Below are 16,634 nucleotides of genomic sequence, written 5' to 3' on the forward strand. Positions count from 1 at the left end.
GGAACTTAAGAAATGAATAAGAAAAAATGGCTAACAGCGATACTAATTATTGGTGTGTTGGCGATTGCCTTCTTTTGGGGCGGGAATTATCAGAAGAGCCCGAACAAGGTTGCGAGTAACAGTGTTGAGTCTCAAGTTGTAGAATCAGCCAATACGGCCTCCAATCAGAATGTTGATGTAGAGCCTACAACCTCAAGTGATGCCGAGACAACGGAGATAGCTCCTACAGCTACACCTGGTGAAACAGCTAAGCCTAAGCCCGTTGAAACGTTAAAACCAACTGAAGAGGTAACGCCAACCGAAACTGCGGTAACAGAGGTTGAAAAGCCGACTGCAACACCTAAATCGGATACACAGGCACAACCGACCGCAACACCGAAAGCGGCTAAAACGTCCGTGCCGGAAACGAAAGCGACGGCAAAACCAGTAATCAAACCGGATTCAAAAGTAGCGACAACAGAAACAAAGCAGGAACCGAAAAAGGATAAATTCCTTACCGATCCAGTGCCGAGCGGGAAACCTAAGCCCGTGGAATGGCAAGATGCAACGGTAGATAAGAAGAAGCAATTAACGGCTACTTTGTCCGTGTCGGCAGCAACGATTTTAGATAATATGGATATTTTCAATAAGGATAAGGTTGAAGTATTGCCGGCAGATGGTATCATTTATAAAGCGCAGAAGGTAACCTTTTATGAAGGTGAGTCTGTGTTTGATGTTTTGCTAAGAGAGATGAAGAAGAATAAAATCCATATGGAATTCAGTATGACTCCGATCTATAACAGTAATTATATTGAAGGCATAAATAATCTTTATGAATTTGATGCTGGAGAGCTTAGTGGATGGATGTACAAAGTAAATGGCTGGTTCCCTAACTACGGCAGTAGTCGTTATGTTCTCAAGGATGGCGATGTCGTTGAATGGGTATACACTTGTGATTTAGGTCGAGATGTAGGTGGTTATGTAGCCACAGGAGGAGCTCAGAAATAATGAAGGATAGCTTTTCTACCTTTCATCCGTTTGTGAATTTTCTATATTTTGTCGTTGTATTGCTGTTTAGCATGGTGTTCATGCATCCCATATTTCAGGTGATTGCCCTTATCAGTGCAGTAGTCTACTCCTTTATGTTAAAAGGAAAGAAAGCCGTTCGGTTTAATCTGCTGTACATGGTTCCTTTTCTACTATTTATGGCGATTATGAACCCTGTTTTTAATCACCAAGGGGTAACGATCTTGTTCTATTTGAACAATGGAAATCCCATTACGGAGGAATCCATTCTTTATGGCGTAGCAGCGGCGTGCATGTTTGTGACGGTAATCATATGGTTCTCCTGTTATAACGTCGTGATGACCTCGGATAAGTTTATTTATATATTCGGAAAAATACTGCCGGCACTGTCGTTGATTTTTTCGATGGTGCTTCGTTTTGTTCCTAGATATTTAGCGCAAATCAAGGTGATTTCGAATGCCCAAAAATGTATAGGCCGGGATGTCACGCAGGGAAATCTCCTCGCAAGGGCGCGGAATGGGATTACGATCCTATCGATAATGACCACCTGGGCTCTGGAAAATGCGATTGAAACGGCAGATTCCATGAAGTCAAGAGGATATGGATTGCCTGGACGTACAAGCTTTTCGATCTTCCGTTTAGATGCCCGGGACAAAGTAGCCCTCTTGATCATGACAGGCTTAATTGCGATGGTAGCTATCGGCGCAGCAATGGGTGAGAACACGATGAGATATTATCCGTCGATTAAAGCGAGCGCAATTACACCTTTTAGTATCCTTGTATATATCGCTTATTTTGCGCTATGTATGATCCCTGTGCTCATCAATATGGTGGAGGCAATGAAATGGAAATCTATCGAATCGAAGAACTAAGCTTTGCTTTTCCTGAACAAGAGCAGATGGCTCTTTCGAATATCAATCTTACGATTGCAAGCGGAGACTTTATTACTGTGTGTGGAAAGTCAGGCTGCGGAAAAAGTACCTTACTAAGACAACTGAAAACAATCCTAACCCCACATGGCAAACGCCAAGGGGCGATTTATTATAAGGGTCAACCTGTAGAAGAGATCGATCAACGGACACAGGCAGCGGAAATCGGTTATGTACTCCAAAGTCCGGACAATCAAATTGTGACAGACAAGGTGTGGCATGAACTGGCCTTTGGCCTTGAAAGCTTAGGTTATGACAATTCTACGATTCGTTTGCGCGTGGCTGAGATGGCGAGCTTTTTCGGAATTCAGACCTGGTTCCATAAAAGTGTGACTGAGCTATCGGGTGGCCAGAAGCAGCTACTCAATTTAGCAGCGATTATGGCTATGCATCCCTCGGTTCTAATCCTTGATGAGCCTACCTCTCAGCTAGATCCCATCGCCGCTTCCGATTTTTTGGAGACGGTCAAAAAGATTAATCGCGAGCTTGGAACAACCGTTATCATGAGCGAGCATCGTCTAGAGGATGTTCTTCCGCTTACAGATCGGCTGATTGTGTTGAATGAGGGCGTCGTGATTGCTGATGATACCCCGCAAAGGGTGGGAAAAGCTCTAAGCAAGCTGAATCATCCGATGTTTCTGTCCATGCCCTCACCGATGCAAATTTACGCAGGCGTAGAGAATGACTTAGCATGGCCTGTTACAGTGAAGGAAGGACGCCAATGGTTGGATGCTTTTCTAGAGGATAAGACACCTGCAGCGATCGCTGAATCTCAGCCAAGCTCGAAAGTGGACGGCCCTGTAGTCATAAAGTTTAAGGATGTATGGTTTAAATATGATAAAAACGGACCGGATATTATTAAAGATTTGTCTTTTGAAGTAAAGCAAGGGCAGTTCTATTGCATTGTTGGTGGGAATGGAACGGGGAAGACATCAACACTCTCCTTGATGAGCGGCATCCTTCAGCCCTATCGAGGGAAGGTTCTAATCAGTGGAAAGAATCCAGCAAAAATGAATGCCAAAGAACTGTTTACTAACAATCTGGGCATCCTCCCGCAAAATCCGCAAACCTTATTTGTGAAAAAAACAGTCGAGCTAGATTTATACGAAATGTTATCTCAGCTTCCTTTGACGAAGGAAGAAAAGGTGGCTAAAGTTGAGGCTGTGGTTAAGTTCGCAGAACTGGAACATCTTCTCTCGATGCATCCGTATGATCTTAGCGGGGGAGAACAGCAGCGTACTGCGCTGGCAAAAGTGCTTTTGTTAGAACCAAAGATTCTGCTGCTGGATGAACCGACGAAGGGACTGGATGGAGCTTTTAAAGAGAAATTAGCTTTATTCTTACAGAAGCTTAATGCTGAAGGTGTTACCATCGTAATGGTTTCGCATGATGTTGAATTCTGTGCCAAATACGCGGAGGTCTGCGCCATGTTCTTTGATGGAAGTATCATCACTACGAATGAAGCCCAGAGGTTTTTTGCTGGAAACAGCTTCTATACGACTGCCGCCAACCGTATGGCGCGTCATGTATGGAGCGAGGGAGTAACGATAGAGGGTGTGATTGATTTATGTCAACGAAGCAGGTGACGGGTCGTCGTTTGAGTCGTCGAACTTTATTAGCGGGACTGCTAATCTTTATAGTTATTCCAGCTACAATTTTGTTAGGTATCTTTGTCCTAGATGATCGCAAATATTACTTTATCAGCCTATTGATCGTCCTCTACACGATGATTCCGTTTGCGTTGGTGTTCGAGAATCGGAAGCCGCAGGCGAGGGAACTCATCGTCATAGCGGTGCTAGCAGCTATTGCCGTTGCTGGACGCGCAGCCTTTTTCATGTTGCCGCAGTTTAAGCCGGTTGTTGCCATTGTCATCATCGCAGGGGTGAGTTTGGGAGCTGAGGCAGGATTTCTGGTCGGTGCTGTTGCGGGCTTCGTCTCCAATTTCTTCTTTGGGCAGGGACCTTGGACGCCTTGGCAAATGTTTTGTTTTGGCATCATTGGCTTCCTGGCGGGCATTTTCTTCAAGAAGGGTCTGCTTAAAAAGACTAAGCTATCGCTGTGTATATTCGGAGGGCTAGCGACATTCTTGGTATATGGTGGCATTATCAATATAGGCTCGCTGATGATGTTCACTTCTGAGTTCTCATTATCGGCGTTGATGACGACTTATGTTTCCGCCTTTTGGTTTGATATGGTGCATGCCATCTCGACGGTGGTGTTCCTCTTTTTCATTGCTAACCCTATGATTGAAAAGTTGGATCGGATAAAAACGAAGTATGGGTTGATTGAGCCTTAGGTTTTGGAATTGGGTGTTTGGCGTTTTAAGTGCTGCGCATTGCGCTGGCGGACGCTCCGAGAACGGACTGTTGTTACAATCGCTGTTGTGTCCAGATTTTTTTGAATTTTTCCCCCTAGGGTAAAATCCGGACACAAAGGCGAACGCTCCGCTTTTCCACAATCAGTCCGTTCTCTCCGCTGCTATCAGCGCGAAACCTAAACTCTACATCGAAGAAAGACTCAAAGAATCCCCCTTCGGTTTTTAGCCGAAGGGGGGCGGTAGTACCTAGTGGCTGGAGGTTTGGCCACTATAAGATATTACAATCGGTATGGAATTCTAGTAGCGATGCTCCTAGATCTAACCTTAAAAAACAGGCGATGCTCCGGTCTACCGGTATCGCCTGTTTTTTGATTATTTTCTTACGATATCCATAGGTGCTGAGTTATCTTCAAAGGGCTTAAGGCTCTTTCGGCTGGGAGCAGACGGGAAAACGGGCAACCTAACGATAATGGTCGTTCCCTCTCCGATAGCACTGTCTACCTCTATCCTTCCCTGATGTAGAGAGACAATTTTTTTAACGATCGCAAGTCCGAGACCGTTGCCATTGTTGTTTCCGTTCCGCGACTTGTCTATTTTATAAAATCTTTGGAATACGGCATTGAACTCTTCCGGGGACATCCCGATTCCATTATCGCTGATGGTGACGGATACTTCTGCTGCACTACTATCTATACTGATGCGGATATTCCCGCCTACCGGTGTGAATTTGATGCTGTTGCTGAGCAAATTCATCCATACTTGCTTCAGCTGATCTTCATCACCCTTAATTTTGACCGCTTCCGGCAGCTCTAGATCGATAACGATGCCTTTGGCTGACCATTGGGGCTCACAGGTCACAACGATGGTTCTAATCTGCTCGTCAAGATTGAAGGGACTTGCGTTGAAGGGATGATGTTCAGAATCCAGGGAAGCGAGCTTCAGTAAATTATCACTTAGCCTCGACAGACGTTCACTCTCCGCAATGATGATATCAAGATATTCGCTGCGTTCCTCTTCCACGATTAAATCATGGTTCTGCAACGCCTTGGCAAAGCCAGAAATGGACGTAAGCGGTGTCTGGATTTCATGAGAAACGTTGGATACGAAATCCTGCCTCATTTGTTCCAACTGCTTCAGCTCCCCTGCCATCTCCACATAGCTTTGTGTCAATTCCCCGATTTCATCTATTCGGTTCACTTTAAGCTCCACCTCGAAATCACCCTTGGCCAGTCTTTTTGTCGCATTCGTCAGTGCTTTGATCGGCTCCACCAAATATCTGGCGGCAATAAGAATGCATACACTACCCAGCAAAAGCACGAGCAAAAGCACAAAGAGCACCATCCGATTGACGATATTTTCGTTCTCAGCAGAATACTGCAAAAACATCGCACGCCACTCCCCGTCCAACAGAAAGGGCATCCCGATAAAAATATCCTTATCTTCCGCGGAGGAACGGTAGAGCTTTCCTTGTAGTACTTGTTTGACAGCTTCGGGGGGGACAGTGACAGCCGGGCTACCCTTGAGCCCATAAAAGGTATGTTCTCCGGCATGATTGTACAAGTGGATAGGGTGTGCAGATACCTTAACCATACTATTCAGGAACTCGTCCGTATCTTTAGGTTTGGCGTCATCATAGCGGTGAATGATCTCTTTTCCCACTACGATCATTTCATTCTGTCCCTCGTAACTTATTTGTTTCTGAAAGACATACAAGCCAATGAAAAAGGAACAGACTAGACTAAAGATAATGATGCCCAGAAACGTGAGAATGACGCGTACATACAATGTCTTGATCATGGCGTAGGGATCAGCCGATATCCCAGGCCGCGGGCCGTTTCGATTTGAAATTGCTCGCCCTTGCCGCTGAATTTCTCCCTCAACCGACTTATATGCACATCTACAGTCCGGCCGTCTCCTTCATAATTTAATCCCCAGATTTGAAGGATCAACTGTTCTCTTGTGAAGATTTGCCCAGGATGGCTGGCCAGCAGAAACAGCAGCTCAAATTCCTTCAAAGGAATTGTGACCGGTTCTTCACCACGCGTGACCTGAAAAGTGCGCCGGTTGAGCGTCACATTGCCCAACTGCACAGACTGGGAAGAGACGACCAACGAGCGTTTAAGCAAAGCTTTTACTCGCATTACCAATTCAAGCGGATCAAATGGTTTCGTTAGATAGTCATCCGTACCAAGTTGAAAGCCTTTCACTTTGTGTGCGGATTCCGCTTTAGCCGTCACCATGAGGAGGGGGATGTTGGCATCCCAGCGCCTGATTTCTCTGCATAGATCCCAACCATCCAATCCTGGCATCATAATATCTAGAATGACGAGATCGACACGCGAGTTCTGTATAATGGACAGAGCTTTGGTACCATCCCTGGCTTCTTTGAGGTCAAAACCTTCTTTTCGCAAAAATAAAGACATTAGCTTTCGGATGTTATCATCATCATCAGCGATAAGTATAGTAGCCACGATTTTCCTCCTCTATTAAGCTTTCATTATATCTGATTTGTACTTGGCAAGTAATGGTGTTATCCGAACTGCCAACCCAACAGGTTCCAATAGTAGAAGAACAGAGTCATCGCCACAGCCGAAAGCGTCACTAACGTATAATGCACACGCTTGAAAGCTGTCCAGTATTTATTCTTCCAAACCAGTATAGCCGAGATTAGTAAAGCTAAAGTCAGACCAACCAAAATGATTGGCATAACTAAACTGAGAGAAAGCGAAAGACTGATCTCGCTGAACTTCTGCATCATGTCCATGGACATAACCACCATAAATATCGTGACGAAAGATAGCAGCGCCCAGCCAGCAGTTCCCGCAGATAGGCGGATGGCCCACTTTTCAGGTGGCGTCATCGCCTTGATCTTGCGTCTGGAGAAGATTAGTCCGAGCAATGAAGTGATGAAAATCAACCCTGAGAACCCTAGTATGATAAGCCAAAATTTATTCTGATCCAAAAGAGGCGTACGCTCCAGCGGCATATCAGGTGCCATCCCTAAGATCATATGTGTAACCTTACCGGACTCATTAGTGCGGAAGGCAATTTGTTCGGTACCTCCCTCGAGTTGGAACATATTCGGACTGACTTCACTATACAATTGTTGTTCACTACCACTTCCCAAGGATAGCTTATTATCCTCAACCGAGACATTCAGCTGAGCGAAAAAATTGAAAAACTTATCAATATCACTGATGTTTCTGCGGGTAAATTGATAGGCTCCTGCAAATTTCTGAATAGATTCATCAGAAGCGATGAATTCAGCCTGACTCGCATCAGGAGCAGGGTAGTAGCGGTTGAAAAAGGCTTGGATGAGGTCTGCTGCGGAATCACCGCCCTCACCGCCGTTGTAGGATACAAAGATGCCTACATGCTTGGCAGGCACAAGATACAATCCCGTATTAAACATGGGGTCAGAACCACCATGAGTGATCAGCGTGAGCCCATTGATTTGTTTCTCTGCGAACCCAAGATCCACCCCCGGCAGACGTTTATCAAATTGAAACGCCGTTGAATGCATTAGTTCTGCCGTCTCGGGTCTCAGAATCTGCTGGTCTCCATATTTCCCGTTCTGCAGATGGGCGATCATGAAATGCGCCATATCTACTGCTGATACTGTACCCGAGCCGGCAGGACGAAAGCCGCCCTCGAAGGTAGGTGTACCTGGAATAAAACTACCGTTCTCGCTGTTGTACCCCACAACTTTGTTGGGCATGAATGACTCCGGCAAAGGTTCTACTACAGTCGAATATTTCATGTCGAGCGGATCAAAAATATATTTCTTTATATAATCATTGTAAGGAATACCGCTAACTTCCTCTACAATTAGACCTGCGAGTGTAGCTCCGTAGTTCGAATAAGAACTTATCTGTCCGGGTGGTCTTACTCGTGCCAACATATGCTTATTGAGTGTTTCCGAGATTGACCCCGGCAATTTGGCAGGGTCTGTAGTGATTTGATAACCAACTCCACCTTCTTCGAACCCTGCTGTATGTGTCATCAAATGGCGCATAGTGATAGGTTCAGGATAAGTAGCAGGGATCTTCACTGATTTCAGGTAGGTGTTAATATCCGTGTCTAGATCAATTTTGCCTTGCTCGACCAGTTGCATCACCGCTGTCCAGGTGAACAGCTTTGTCGTTGAAGCAATTCGAAACATGCTGGTTATCGGGTCAACGGGTGCTGCCTTTTCCAGATTGGAACTTCCATAACCTTTGGCCAAAATAATCTTGTCGTCTTTTACGATGGAGATGACCGCTCCCGGAATTTGCAGCCGATTCATATCTTTTTCCATGATGCTATCAACGAAGGCAGTCAGACTCGCGGTATCATCGAGATTGGCGGGTACTTCAGTCTGAGTTATGGGTAGCACGGTTTGATCCGTTTTGGTCTCGGCCGATGCCTGGTACCCGGGCAACACCAGGCTTGCGCCTAATCCGGCACTAATCACAGCCAATAGGGTTAGACCAACGATTAGTCTTTTTTTAAAAGAAGTTAACATTATTATCCTCCGCATCATCATTTATTGGGTTTGGATGATCATCCACCTAACGCTTATAGACATTATCAGAGTAGTGTGAATGGAACGTTAACAAGACTATAAAAAAACAGACTGCCATCCGCCGCCTTCAACGACAGAGGGTAGTCTATTGTGAAAAAATTGAAATTCCAGTTTCCTTTTTTGCCTGATAAATTAAAATAAACAGCGGTAGTTTAGGACGGGATTTCCTTGTCCTAAACTACCGCTGTTTCTATTAGAATCAGTGAACTCTTCTACATATCCCCACTTATCGTTCAGTTACAACACCTTGTGACGGAACTTCCACAACGGGTCGCCTATGGGTAGCCTCAAGGGTGGAAAGGTCACCATCCAGCGCTTTTAGTCCGGGGAGCAGCAAGGCTGCGCTAGCACAGAGCATTGGAAGCAGTCCGGCGATTACAAAAAGTGCGGGCACCCCATAATGCTGGGCAATCGCGCCACCGGCAAAAGCACCAAAAGGCTGCAAGCCGCCACCGATCAGAAAGCGAATAGAATTGACTCTTCCTTGCAGATGGCTCGGAACTAGACGTCCATGGAGTGAAGAGCTTAAGGAACCGAAAAAGGGACCTAACGTCCCAGTAGCAAATACAGCGGCGAGAGCAAAAGAAAAACTAGGGAATAACCCCCATAAGGTAGTCACTAAACCTATGATCCCCAGACTGCTAAGCATGACAAGCCGTCTTTTTTTAATTTCCCCTATCATGGAAATCACACTTAGCCCGACTAAGGTTCCCAGTGCGAAAACTGTACTTAGCGTGCCCATCGTGGCCGCATCGCGGTGGAGCACTTCACGTACAAAAGGGACCATCATCGTCCAGACGGCAATTGAGCTTAAATTACTGATGGAGGCCATGATCATAATCGTAAGCATTGCAGGAAATTGTTTATAGAAGGTAAAACCCTCGGCTATCTCGCGAACGTAAACGGTGATGGAGAAACTACCTGGGGCTGGAGAAGGTTTCGGTAGCTTTTGTAAGCACAGCAAGGTAGTGATGGCGGCTGCGTAACATATCATGTTGATGCCAAGGGCGGGCAGTGCTCCACTAGCAGCGGTCAACGCACCTGCTAAGGCAGGCCCCAGCAGGACTGCTGCGCTTTTGCTGCCATCAATGATAGCAAAAGCTCGCACCAGCTTCCGGCTGTCGGCAACGCCAGGAATAACAGCCATCGCTGTTGGCATGAACAATGCGGCGCAAGATCCGCTGAGACCCGCGGCGACAAACAGATGCCACAGCTGCAATTGGCCAGCCAGGCCCATGCCGAGTGGCAGTGCTATAGCCAGCAAGCGAATGGCTGCCAAGCAGGCCATAAAACGGATCCGGTGCAGCCGATCGGACAACGGTGAACCGAGCAAGCGCAACAGCAGCTCAGGTATGCCGGAACTGAGCGCGAGTGCTCCCATCGCTAGCTTAGAACCGGTTAGCTCATAGACGAGCCATTCCATAGCCAGTAAGCCAAAAGCATCCCCAAAAGCGCTTAATGTAATGGTCGAGAGTAGACCATAATAGCTGCGTTTTATCATTGCTTGGTAGCTCCTTTCTTAAAATAAGAAAGTATAAGTTTTGCACCTATACTATTTTATATTTCTCGCAAATACGCTTAACTCTCCAGATACGCCCCAATCTGCTGAGGCAGCCCGTTTAACGCTTCTAATCGCAGGCTGTACGATGCGTTTCTAACATTGGTATGGACAATGACCAGCCCAGCTGCACGCAGTGCGATAAGATGGTAGTGGATTGTGCTTTTAGAAAGTCCTACCTCACGCACGATTTCTGTGAAATTGAGCTGCTTGCCTGTGAGCAAACGAAGGATATACAGCCGGGTCTCATCTGACAACGCACGGGTAAGGCGGAGTAATGCAGGCGCAGGCCGTCCAGCTTCCGGAGGGAGAACATCACAAGAGTAGCTGGTGAATACGAATTCATCATACATAGCGGTCGTAACCAGTGGACGAGCATGATATTGCGGATTGATAATGACCTGCTTCAGATGTTCGGTTGGATAAAGGCGCATTCCAGCAGTAGCTGCTTCAAAGACTTCCATATCATTGTTCCCGCTTAGCATCGCGCGTCTTGATTCGGCTTCCTGCTCAAGCCCTTTGATGATATTAGGATCGATTCCACTGAAGTATCCCGCGTTCCATTCGCGTAGGATGTCAGCGGCAGTGTCCCTAAGCTCTGCAAGATTGGAAGGGACCGATTGGCCGAAACGTCCGGATATTTCATACAGTTCGCCCGAAGATAAACCATCGAACCATTCCAAAAACCCCTCTACCGATCGCTCTCCCGGACAGCACCAAATATAGGGAGCCAAACTGAAATCATCAAGTTTCTTAACGACTTCCTGCATTTTACGTAGCAGCATTGGCGCGAATCTGGCTTGAACATCGCGTACCCAGAGCTTACCGGAATCCATGGCAGTATGGTTCTGCTTACTTAGAAAAGCAGTCATACTACTAACACATTCATACATGGGTGCAAAATCGACCTCTACTTTATAATCCAAGAGCTGCTCCATTCTTTCAGTGAAATACTGAACTTGTTATTAGTTCTATAAATATAGAACTGATCGTTGGTTTTATTCTAAACGAACTAATCGTTCTTTTCAATAGCCATTTCGCCGAAAAATCCGAACTCAAAATATTGTTCACATATAATCAATTGATTATATAAGTGTGTGGTTATATAATGGATTTGAAATTAGATGAAGAAGGTGTAATTAGACTTGAAGGACTTGAAGTACACAAACGATTTGACTCAGGGTCCTATTATGCCTACCTTAATGAAATTAACGCTTCCGATTATTGCGACGAATTTCATCTCTACTACTTATGGTCTAGTCGATATGATTTGGGTTGGAAGATTAGGAAGTGGTCCGGTTGCCGCGATTGGTACAGCGAGTTTTTTCATTAATCTAGCGATTGCTTTATCGACTATGGTTACGATCGGCACAGGGATTAAGGTGGCGCATTGTATGGGATCTGGTCAGTTAGAGAAGGCTAAATCTTATATAAAGAACGGATTTATGATGTCTATTTTATTAGGACTTCTCTATATGAGTTTAGTGCTACTAACCAAGAATCAGTTGATTGGTTTTTTTGATCTTGGAAGTGATGAAGTAGAGCGGATGGCTAGACAATTTCTAGTGATTTCGATATTTGGATCGGTATTTTCTATCGTGAATACGTTATTCGCAACTCTCTTAAACGCTATGGGAAATAGTAAACAACCGTTTCAGATCTTCTCCATTGGTCTTATGGTTAATATTGTCCTTGATCCATTTTTGATTTTTGGCTGGGGCAGTTTTGAAGGATGGGGAGTAGCGGGGGCAGCTATTGCAACATTAACGGCGAACATTTTGGTTACGGCTCTTTTTATCGTGAAGACAAGAAAGTCAGAACTCATTTCAAACACATCCGCGTGGGACAGTCGTCAAATGAAAGAAGTCATCCGCATGGGGCTACCGATAACGATCCAACGGGTCACCTTTACGATCATATCGATCATCATTGCCAAGATCATTGTACGATTTGGAGCGGATGCTATTGCGGTTCAAAAAGTAGGAATCCAAATTGAATCCATTTCCTATATGACCATTGGCGGACTACAGGGAGCTATTGCTGCCTTTTTTGGTCAAAATTATGGAGCACGTCGCTTCGATCGTATTAGGCAGGGGTATCGTCAGGCCTTAATTTTAACCTCCATTTTTGGCGTGATCGTGTCGCTTATATTTATTGCGTTCCCGCAGCAGCTATTTTCATTGTTTTTATCAGACCAGACAAGTTTGGAATTGGGCGCAGATTATATGCGGATCATCGGTTACTCACAATTATTCATGTGTATGGAATTGATGACAGTAGGTGCTTTTAACGGCATGGGTCAAACCCACATCCCACCGATCTTTAGTATTTCATTTACTGCACTCCGAATTCCACTAGCCTTACTCTTATCCGAACCTTTTGGTTTGAATGGGGTGTGGATGTCGATTGCGCTAAGCAGTGTGTTTAAGGGTGTTATTCTTGTGTTCTGGTTTAGAAGATCTTTGTTCATGATGAATAAACAGCAGGCAAACTACTAAGCAAAGGATGAGCGTAGGAATGGTTTTATTAAATCGTAAACTCATACAGCTTTTAAAGGATAACCATTTGAATAAGGAGATTTTTCACGGAGAATTTGGACTGGAAAAAGAAAATGTCAGAGTGGATCCAGAGGGAAGACTTGCGCTGACACCACATCCAAAAGCCTTTGGAAACAAGCTGGAGAACCCCTATATTCAAACAGATTTCTCAGAGAGTCAGGTTGAAATGGTGACACCCTCTTTTGATTCTATTGAAGAGACTTATAACTTTCTGGAGGCGCTGCAGGATATTGTGTCGCTAGAGCTTAATGAAGAATATCTGTGGCCGAGTAGTAATCCTCCCATGCTCCCGAATGATAAGGAAATTCCCATTGCCAAAATGGGTAATCCGGTAGAGGACGAGTATAGACATCAGTTAGCCGATAAGTATGGTCGTAAAAGACAATTGCTGAGTGGGATCCATTATAATTTCTCTTTTGATGAACAATTTCTAAAAAAGCTTCATGATATCGCTGATCCACAAGAGAGTTTTAAAGATTTCAAAGATGCTACCTATTTAAAAATAGCCCGCAACCTATTGCGATACCGCTGGCTTCTAATCTATTTAACAGGTGCTAGTCCTGTTTTTGATAAGACTTATATGGAGCAATGTGTGGCACGTGGTGAATCGGATGATGATAAAAGCTTCTATTATCTGAATATGAATTCACTGCGAAATAGCGAATGCGGGTATCGGAATGAAAAGCCTCTCTATGTATCTTTTGACTCGCTTACGGAATATGTACATGATTTACAAGCGTTGATTGAATCGGAAGAATTATTAAGTGTAAAAGAGTTCTATAGCCCGGTTAGAGTGAAGACGGCAAGAGGTAAACATCCGTTAGAGGAGCTGCTGCAGGATGGGATTGCCTATTTGGAGCTTCGTTTTATTGATCTCAATCCACTCTATAAAATAGGAATTAGCAAAGAATCAATGACTTTCATTCATCTGTTTATCCTGTATATGCTATTAAAAGAGGATGAACCGTTCGGAGTAGAGGATCAGAAGATGGCGAATCTTAATCATGATCAATTGATCATGGAGGGGATCAAAGGCTGTTTGCATGATTACGGAGATTCTTGCGGGACAATGGAACAGAAGGCTTTAATTTGTATGCAAGAAATGCAGGATATGATTCAGCTATTGAACCCAGAGGATAAACAGTTCTCGAACGTTCTGAACGGAGCTAAGGATAAGATTCTAAATCCAGATCAGAGCTTTGCAGGGATTGTGAAGTCGGAAGTTCAACAATCCTCTTTTATTAAATATCATCTGAATAAAGCCAAACAATATGCTAAGGAAAGTCTTGCAAATGGATATCGATTTGTAGGATATGAGGATTTGGAGCTATCTACACAGCTTCTACTGAAGGCAGCAGTTAAACGTGGGATTAAGTTACAATTGCTTGATCGGGAAGAGAACTTTGTTGTACTTACGAAAGGCGGTCATAAAGAATACGTTAAGCAGGCTACGAAGACATCCCTGGATTCTTACAGCACGGTACTAATTATGGAGAATAAAATTGTTACGAAGGAAGTTCTCAAACAACATGGCATTCGTGTTCCTTCAGGTGAGGCATTTGGAGATCTGGAAGCGGCAATGAATGCATATGGAACTTATCGTAATAAGCGAATAGTGATCAAACCCAAATCAACCAACTTTGGACTCGGCATTACTATTTTTACAGATGATTTATCCCAAGAAGATTATCAAAAAGCCTTCGAAATCGCCTTCGAGCATGATCGAACAGTGCTGCTTGAGGAATTTATGACGGGGAAAGAATATCGTTTTCTAGTCATGGGTGATGAAGTAGTCGGAGTATTGCACCGGGTTCCCGCGAATGTGGTCGGTGATGGTGTACATACGATTGAAGAGCTGGTCCACGAAAAGAATAAGGATCCTCTAAGAGGTCGTGGCTACAAAACTCCGCTTGAAAAGATTCGGATTGGCGAAGCAGAAGAGATGTTTTTGAAGAATCACACTATGACTTGGAGCGATATCCCTCCATTGAATGAGATCATCTACCTGCGGGAGAATTCGAATATTAGTACCGGTGGAGATAGCTTAGACTTTACTGATGAGATTCCGGACAGCTATAAAGATCTAGCCATTCAATCAGCTAAAGCTGCAGGAGCCACTATTTGTGGAGTAGACATGATGATTGATAATATTAGGGAAGAGGCTACCGATACCAATTACAGCATTATTGAGATCAATTTTAATCCAGCGATTCATATCCACTGTTATCCTTTTAAAGGCAAGAACCGCCAAGCGGATGAACGGATTTTGGATCTGTTGTTTGGAGAATGAACAGAAGCTCAACCAGTACTTTTGGTTGAGCTTCTGTTATTAAACGAATCATTTTCGGCTTGATTTCCACCCCTTGTGACACTCTTGTAACAGAGATTCGCTACGATAGGCTACGAGGTGAGAAAATGAAGAATTCTAAAGCTTTTATCGTGTTGATCTTATTGTTGGTTGTCGGATGCAGTTCGGTACCACCGCAAGCCAATCCAGAACTGAAGAAAGAAGAGAAGAAGGAAGAAACGAAAGAAAGGAATGAGAAGTTAGCCTTCTGGGAGGGCCAGAGAAAAGGAACCAATTTCATGAATTCAAAATCTTTACCGGAAAACTATGATGCTGCGAAAGAGCAGAATATTGAATTCATTCGTTTGGCACCAGATAAATGGGCAAAAGACAGTGACTTTTTATTTAATGACAAACCGGATGCGAACCCGGATAAAGATTTTCTAATAGGGAATGCAGATAAGTATGAAGGGATTGTTGAGGAGGATTTTGCCGAGTTAAAAGCGGACTTAGATGCAGCCGAGGCTCGGGGCCCCAAAGTGGTGCTGACCGTCCTCAGTCTCCCCGGAGATCGCTGGAGGCAGTTCAATAATTACAAAAATGATGATCGGATATGGAAAGATTTCAGTTATCATGAACAAGCGGCAGTGTTTTGGAGGGATCTAGCAAGCCGGTTGAAAGATCATCCTGCGGTAATCGGTTATAACCTGATAAATGAGCCGCATCCAGAGACCGCCACGGGATTTAATGACTTCTGGACACAGGATTACAGCGAATGGTATAGCTCAGTAGAGAACACCCCTGCGGATTTGAATCTTTTATATGAGACGATAGTGACCGCTATTCGTACCGTAGATACCAAGACGCCAATTATCGTAAATTCTGGGCTGTATGCTACACCTTGGGCCTTTAAATATTTAAAACCGATCGATGATGAAAATGTGTTGTATGCTTTTCATATGTACGAGCCTTACGAGCTAACCAGTCAAAATAAGAAAAAAGGGTTAACCTATGAATATCCTGGAACGATAAAAGTAGGAGAAGATAAAACGGAAAAAGTTTTTAACAAGGAAGCCTTAAAGGAATTTCTGGAACCTGTTGCACAGTGGGCAAAGGAAAATAACATCCCCGCAAACCGGATTGTTGCAGAAGAATTTGGAACGAATCGATTAGTAAAAGGTGCAGATCAATACATGGCTGATTTAATTTCGATTTTTGATGATTTCGGCTGGCACTGGGCGTTTTATGCTTTCCGCGAGGATACTTGGGACGGTATGGATTATGAATTGGGAAGTAAGCCCCCAACCTGGGAATATTGGCAAGCGATAGAGAATGGCGAACAGCCTCCTCGAAAAGTAGTCGATAGCCCAATATGGGAAGTATTGAAGAAAGGACTTGAAGGAAAGGAGTAAATGA

General features: G+C 44.4%; 12 protein-coding genes. 7 read left to right on the plus strand and 5 right to left on the minus strand.

Annotated elements, in window-relative coordinates:
* Positions 1–12 precede the first annotated feature (12 nt).
* From H70737_RS03970 to H70737_RS03985, 4 genes are read left to right on the plus strand one after another with little or no spacing between them, the layout of a single operon-like run.
* A complete protein-coding gene (locus H70737_RS03970) occupies positions 13–987 on the plus strand; it encodes a DUF4430 domain-containing protein (protein ID WP_042184954.1) in 975 nt (324 codons plus the stop codon).
* A complete protein-coding gene (locus tag H70737_RS03975) occupies positions 987–1,877 on the plus strand; it encodes an energy-coupling factor transporter transmembrane component T (RefSeq protein ID WP_042184955.1) in 891 nt (296 codons plus the stop codon). The genes H70737_RS03970 and H70737_RS03975 overlap by 1 nt, the downstream gene beginning before the upstream one ends.
* Entirely contained in the window at positions 1,850–3,520 is a 1,671-nt protein-coding gene (locus H70737_RS03980) for an ABC transporter ATP-binding protein (protein ID WP_042184956.1), read from the plus strand. The genes H70737_RS03975 and H70737_RS03980 overlap by 28 nt, the downstream gene beginning before the upstream one ends.
* The gene (locus H70737_RS03985) at positions 3,502–4,230 is read left to right on the plus strand and encodes an ECF transporter S component (RefSeq protein ID WP_042184957.1); all 729 of its coding nucleotides are present in this window, start codon (positions 3,502–3,504) and stop codon (positions 4,228–4,230) included. Before H70737_RS03980 ends, H70737_RS03985 begins: the two co-directional genes overlap by 19 nt.
* 393 nt (positions 4,231–4,623) lie before the next feature.
* On the opposite strand, the gene H70737_RS03990 is transcribed toward H70737_RS03985, so the two are convergent.
* From H70737_RS03990 to H70737_RS04010, 5 genes are all read right to left on the minus strand, one after another.
* On the minus strand, positions 4,624–6,048 hold the full coding sequence (locus H70737_RS03990) for a HAMP domain-containing sensor histidine kinase (protein WP_081951032.1): 1,425 nt from the start codon (positions 6,046–6,048) through the stop codon (positions 4,624–4,626).
* Positions 6,045–6,722, minus strand: a complete 678-nt coding sequence (locus H70737_RS03995) for a response regulator transcription factor (RefSeq protein ID WP_042184959.1) — start codon at positions 6,720–6,722, stop codon at positions 6,045–6,047. Before H70737_RS03995 ends, H70737_RS03990 begins: the two co-directional genes overlap by 4 nt.
* A gap of 59 nt (positions 6,723–6,781) precedes the next feature.
* Positions 6,782–8,755: a serine hydrolase domain-containing protein gene (locus tag H70737_RS04000; RefSeq protein ID WP_081951033.1), complete on the minus strand. Its 1,974-nt coding sequence runs from the start codon at positions 8,753–8,755 to the stop codon at positions 6,782–6,784.
* Between the two features lie 286 nt (positions 8,756–9,041).
* Positions 9,042–10,316 carry an MFS transporter gene (locus H70737_RS04005; RefSeq protein ID WP_042184961.1) on the minus strand — a complete coding sequence of 425 codons (1,275 nt, stop codon included), beginning with the start codon at positions 10,314–10,316 and terminating at the stop codon, positions 9,042–9,044.
* A gap of 77 nt (positions 10,317–10,393) precedes the next feature.
* Positions 10,394–11,299 carry an ArsR/SmtB family transcription factor gene (locus H70737_RS04010; protein WP_042184963.1) on the minus strand — a complete coding sequence of 302 codons (906 nt, stop codon included), beginning with the start codon at positions 11,297–11,299 and terminating at the stop codon, positions 10,394–10,396.
* 219 nt (positions 11,300–11,518) lie between these two features.
* Here H70737_RS04010 and H70737_RS04015 point away from each other — a divergent pair, with 219 nt between their 5' ends.
* From H70737_RS04015 to H70737_RS04025, 3 genes are all read left to right on the plus strand, one after another.
* Complete coding sequence (locus tag H70737_RS04015) at positions 11,519–12,871, plus strand: MATE family efflux transporter (protein WP_231573384.1); 1,353 nt, start codon at positions 11,519–11,521, stop codon at positions 12,869–12,871.
* Positions 12,872–12,890: 19 nt separating this feature from the next.
* Positions 12,891–15,221 (plus strand): bifunctional glutamate--cysteine ligase GshA/glutathione synthetase GshB, encoded by a 2,331-nt coding sequence (gene gshAB, locus H70737_RS04020; protein WP_042184965.1) that lies wholly within the window; start codon positions 12,891–12,893, stop codon positions 15,219–15,221.
* 125 nt (positions 15,222–15,346) lie between these two features.
* Positions 15,347–16,630 carry a glycoside hydrolase family 5 protein gene (locus H70737_RS04025; protein ID WP_081951035.1) on the plus strand — a complete coding sequence of 428 codons (1,284 nt, stop codon included), beginning with the start codon at positions 15,347–15,349 and terminating at the stop codon, positions 16,628–16,630.
* The last annotated feature ends 4 nt before the right edge of the window (positions 16,631–16,634 follow it).

Source organism: Paenibacillus sp. FSL H7-0737 (genome assembly GCF_000758545.1).
Classification (GTDB): domain Bacteria; phylum Bacillota; class Bacilli; order Paenibacillales; family Paenibacillaceae; genus Paenibacillus_AQ.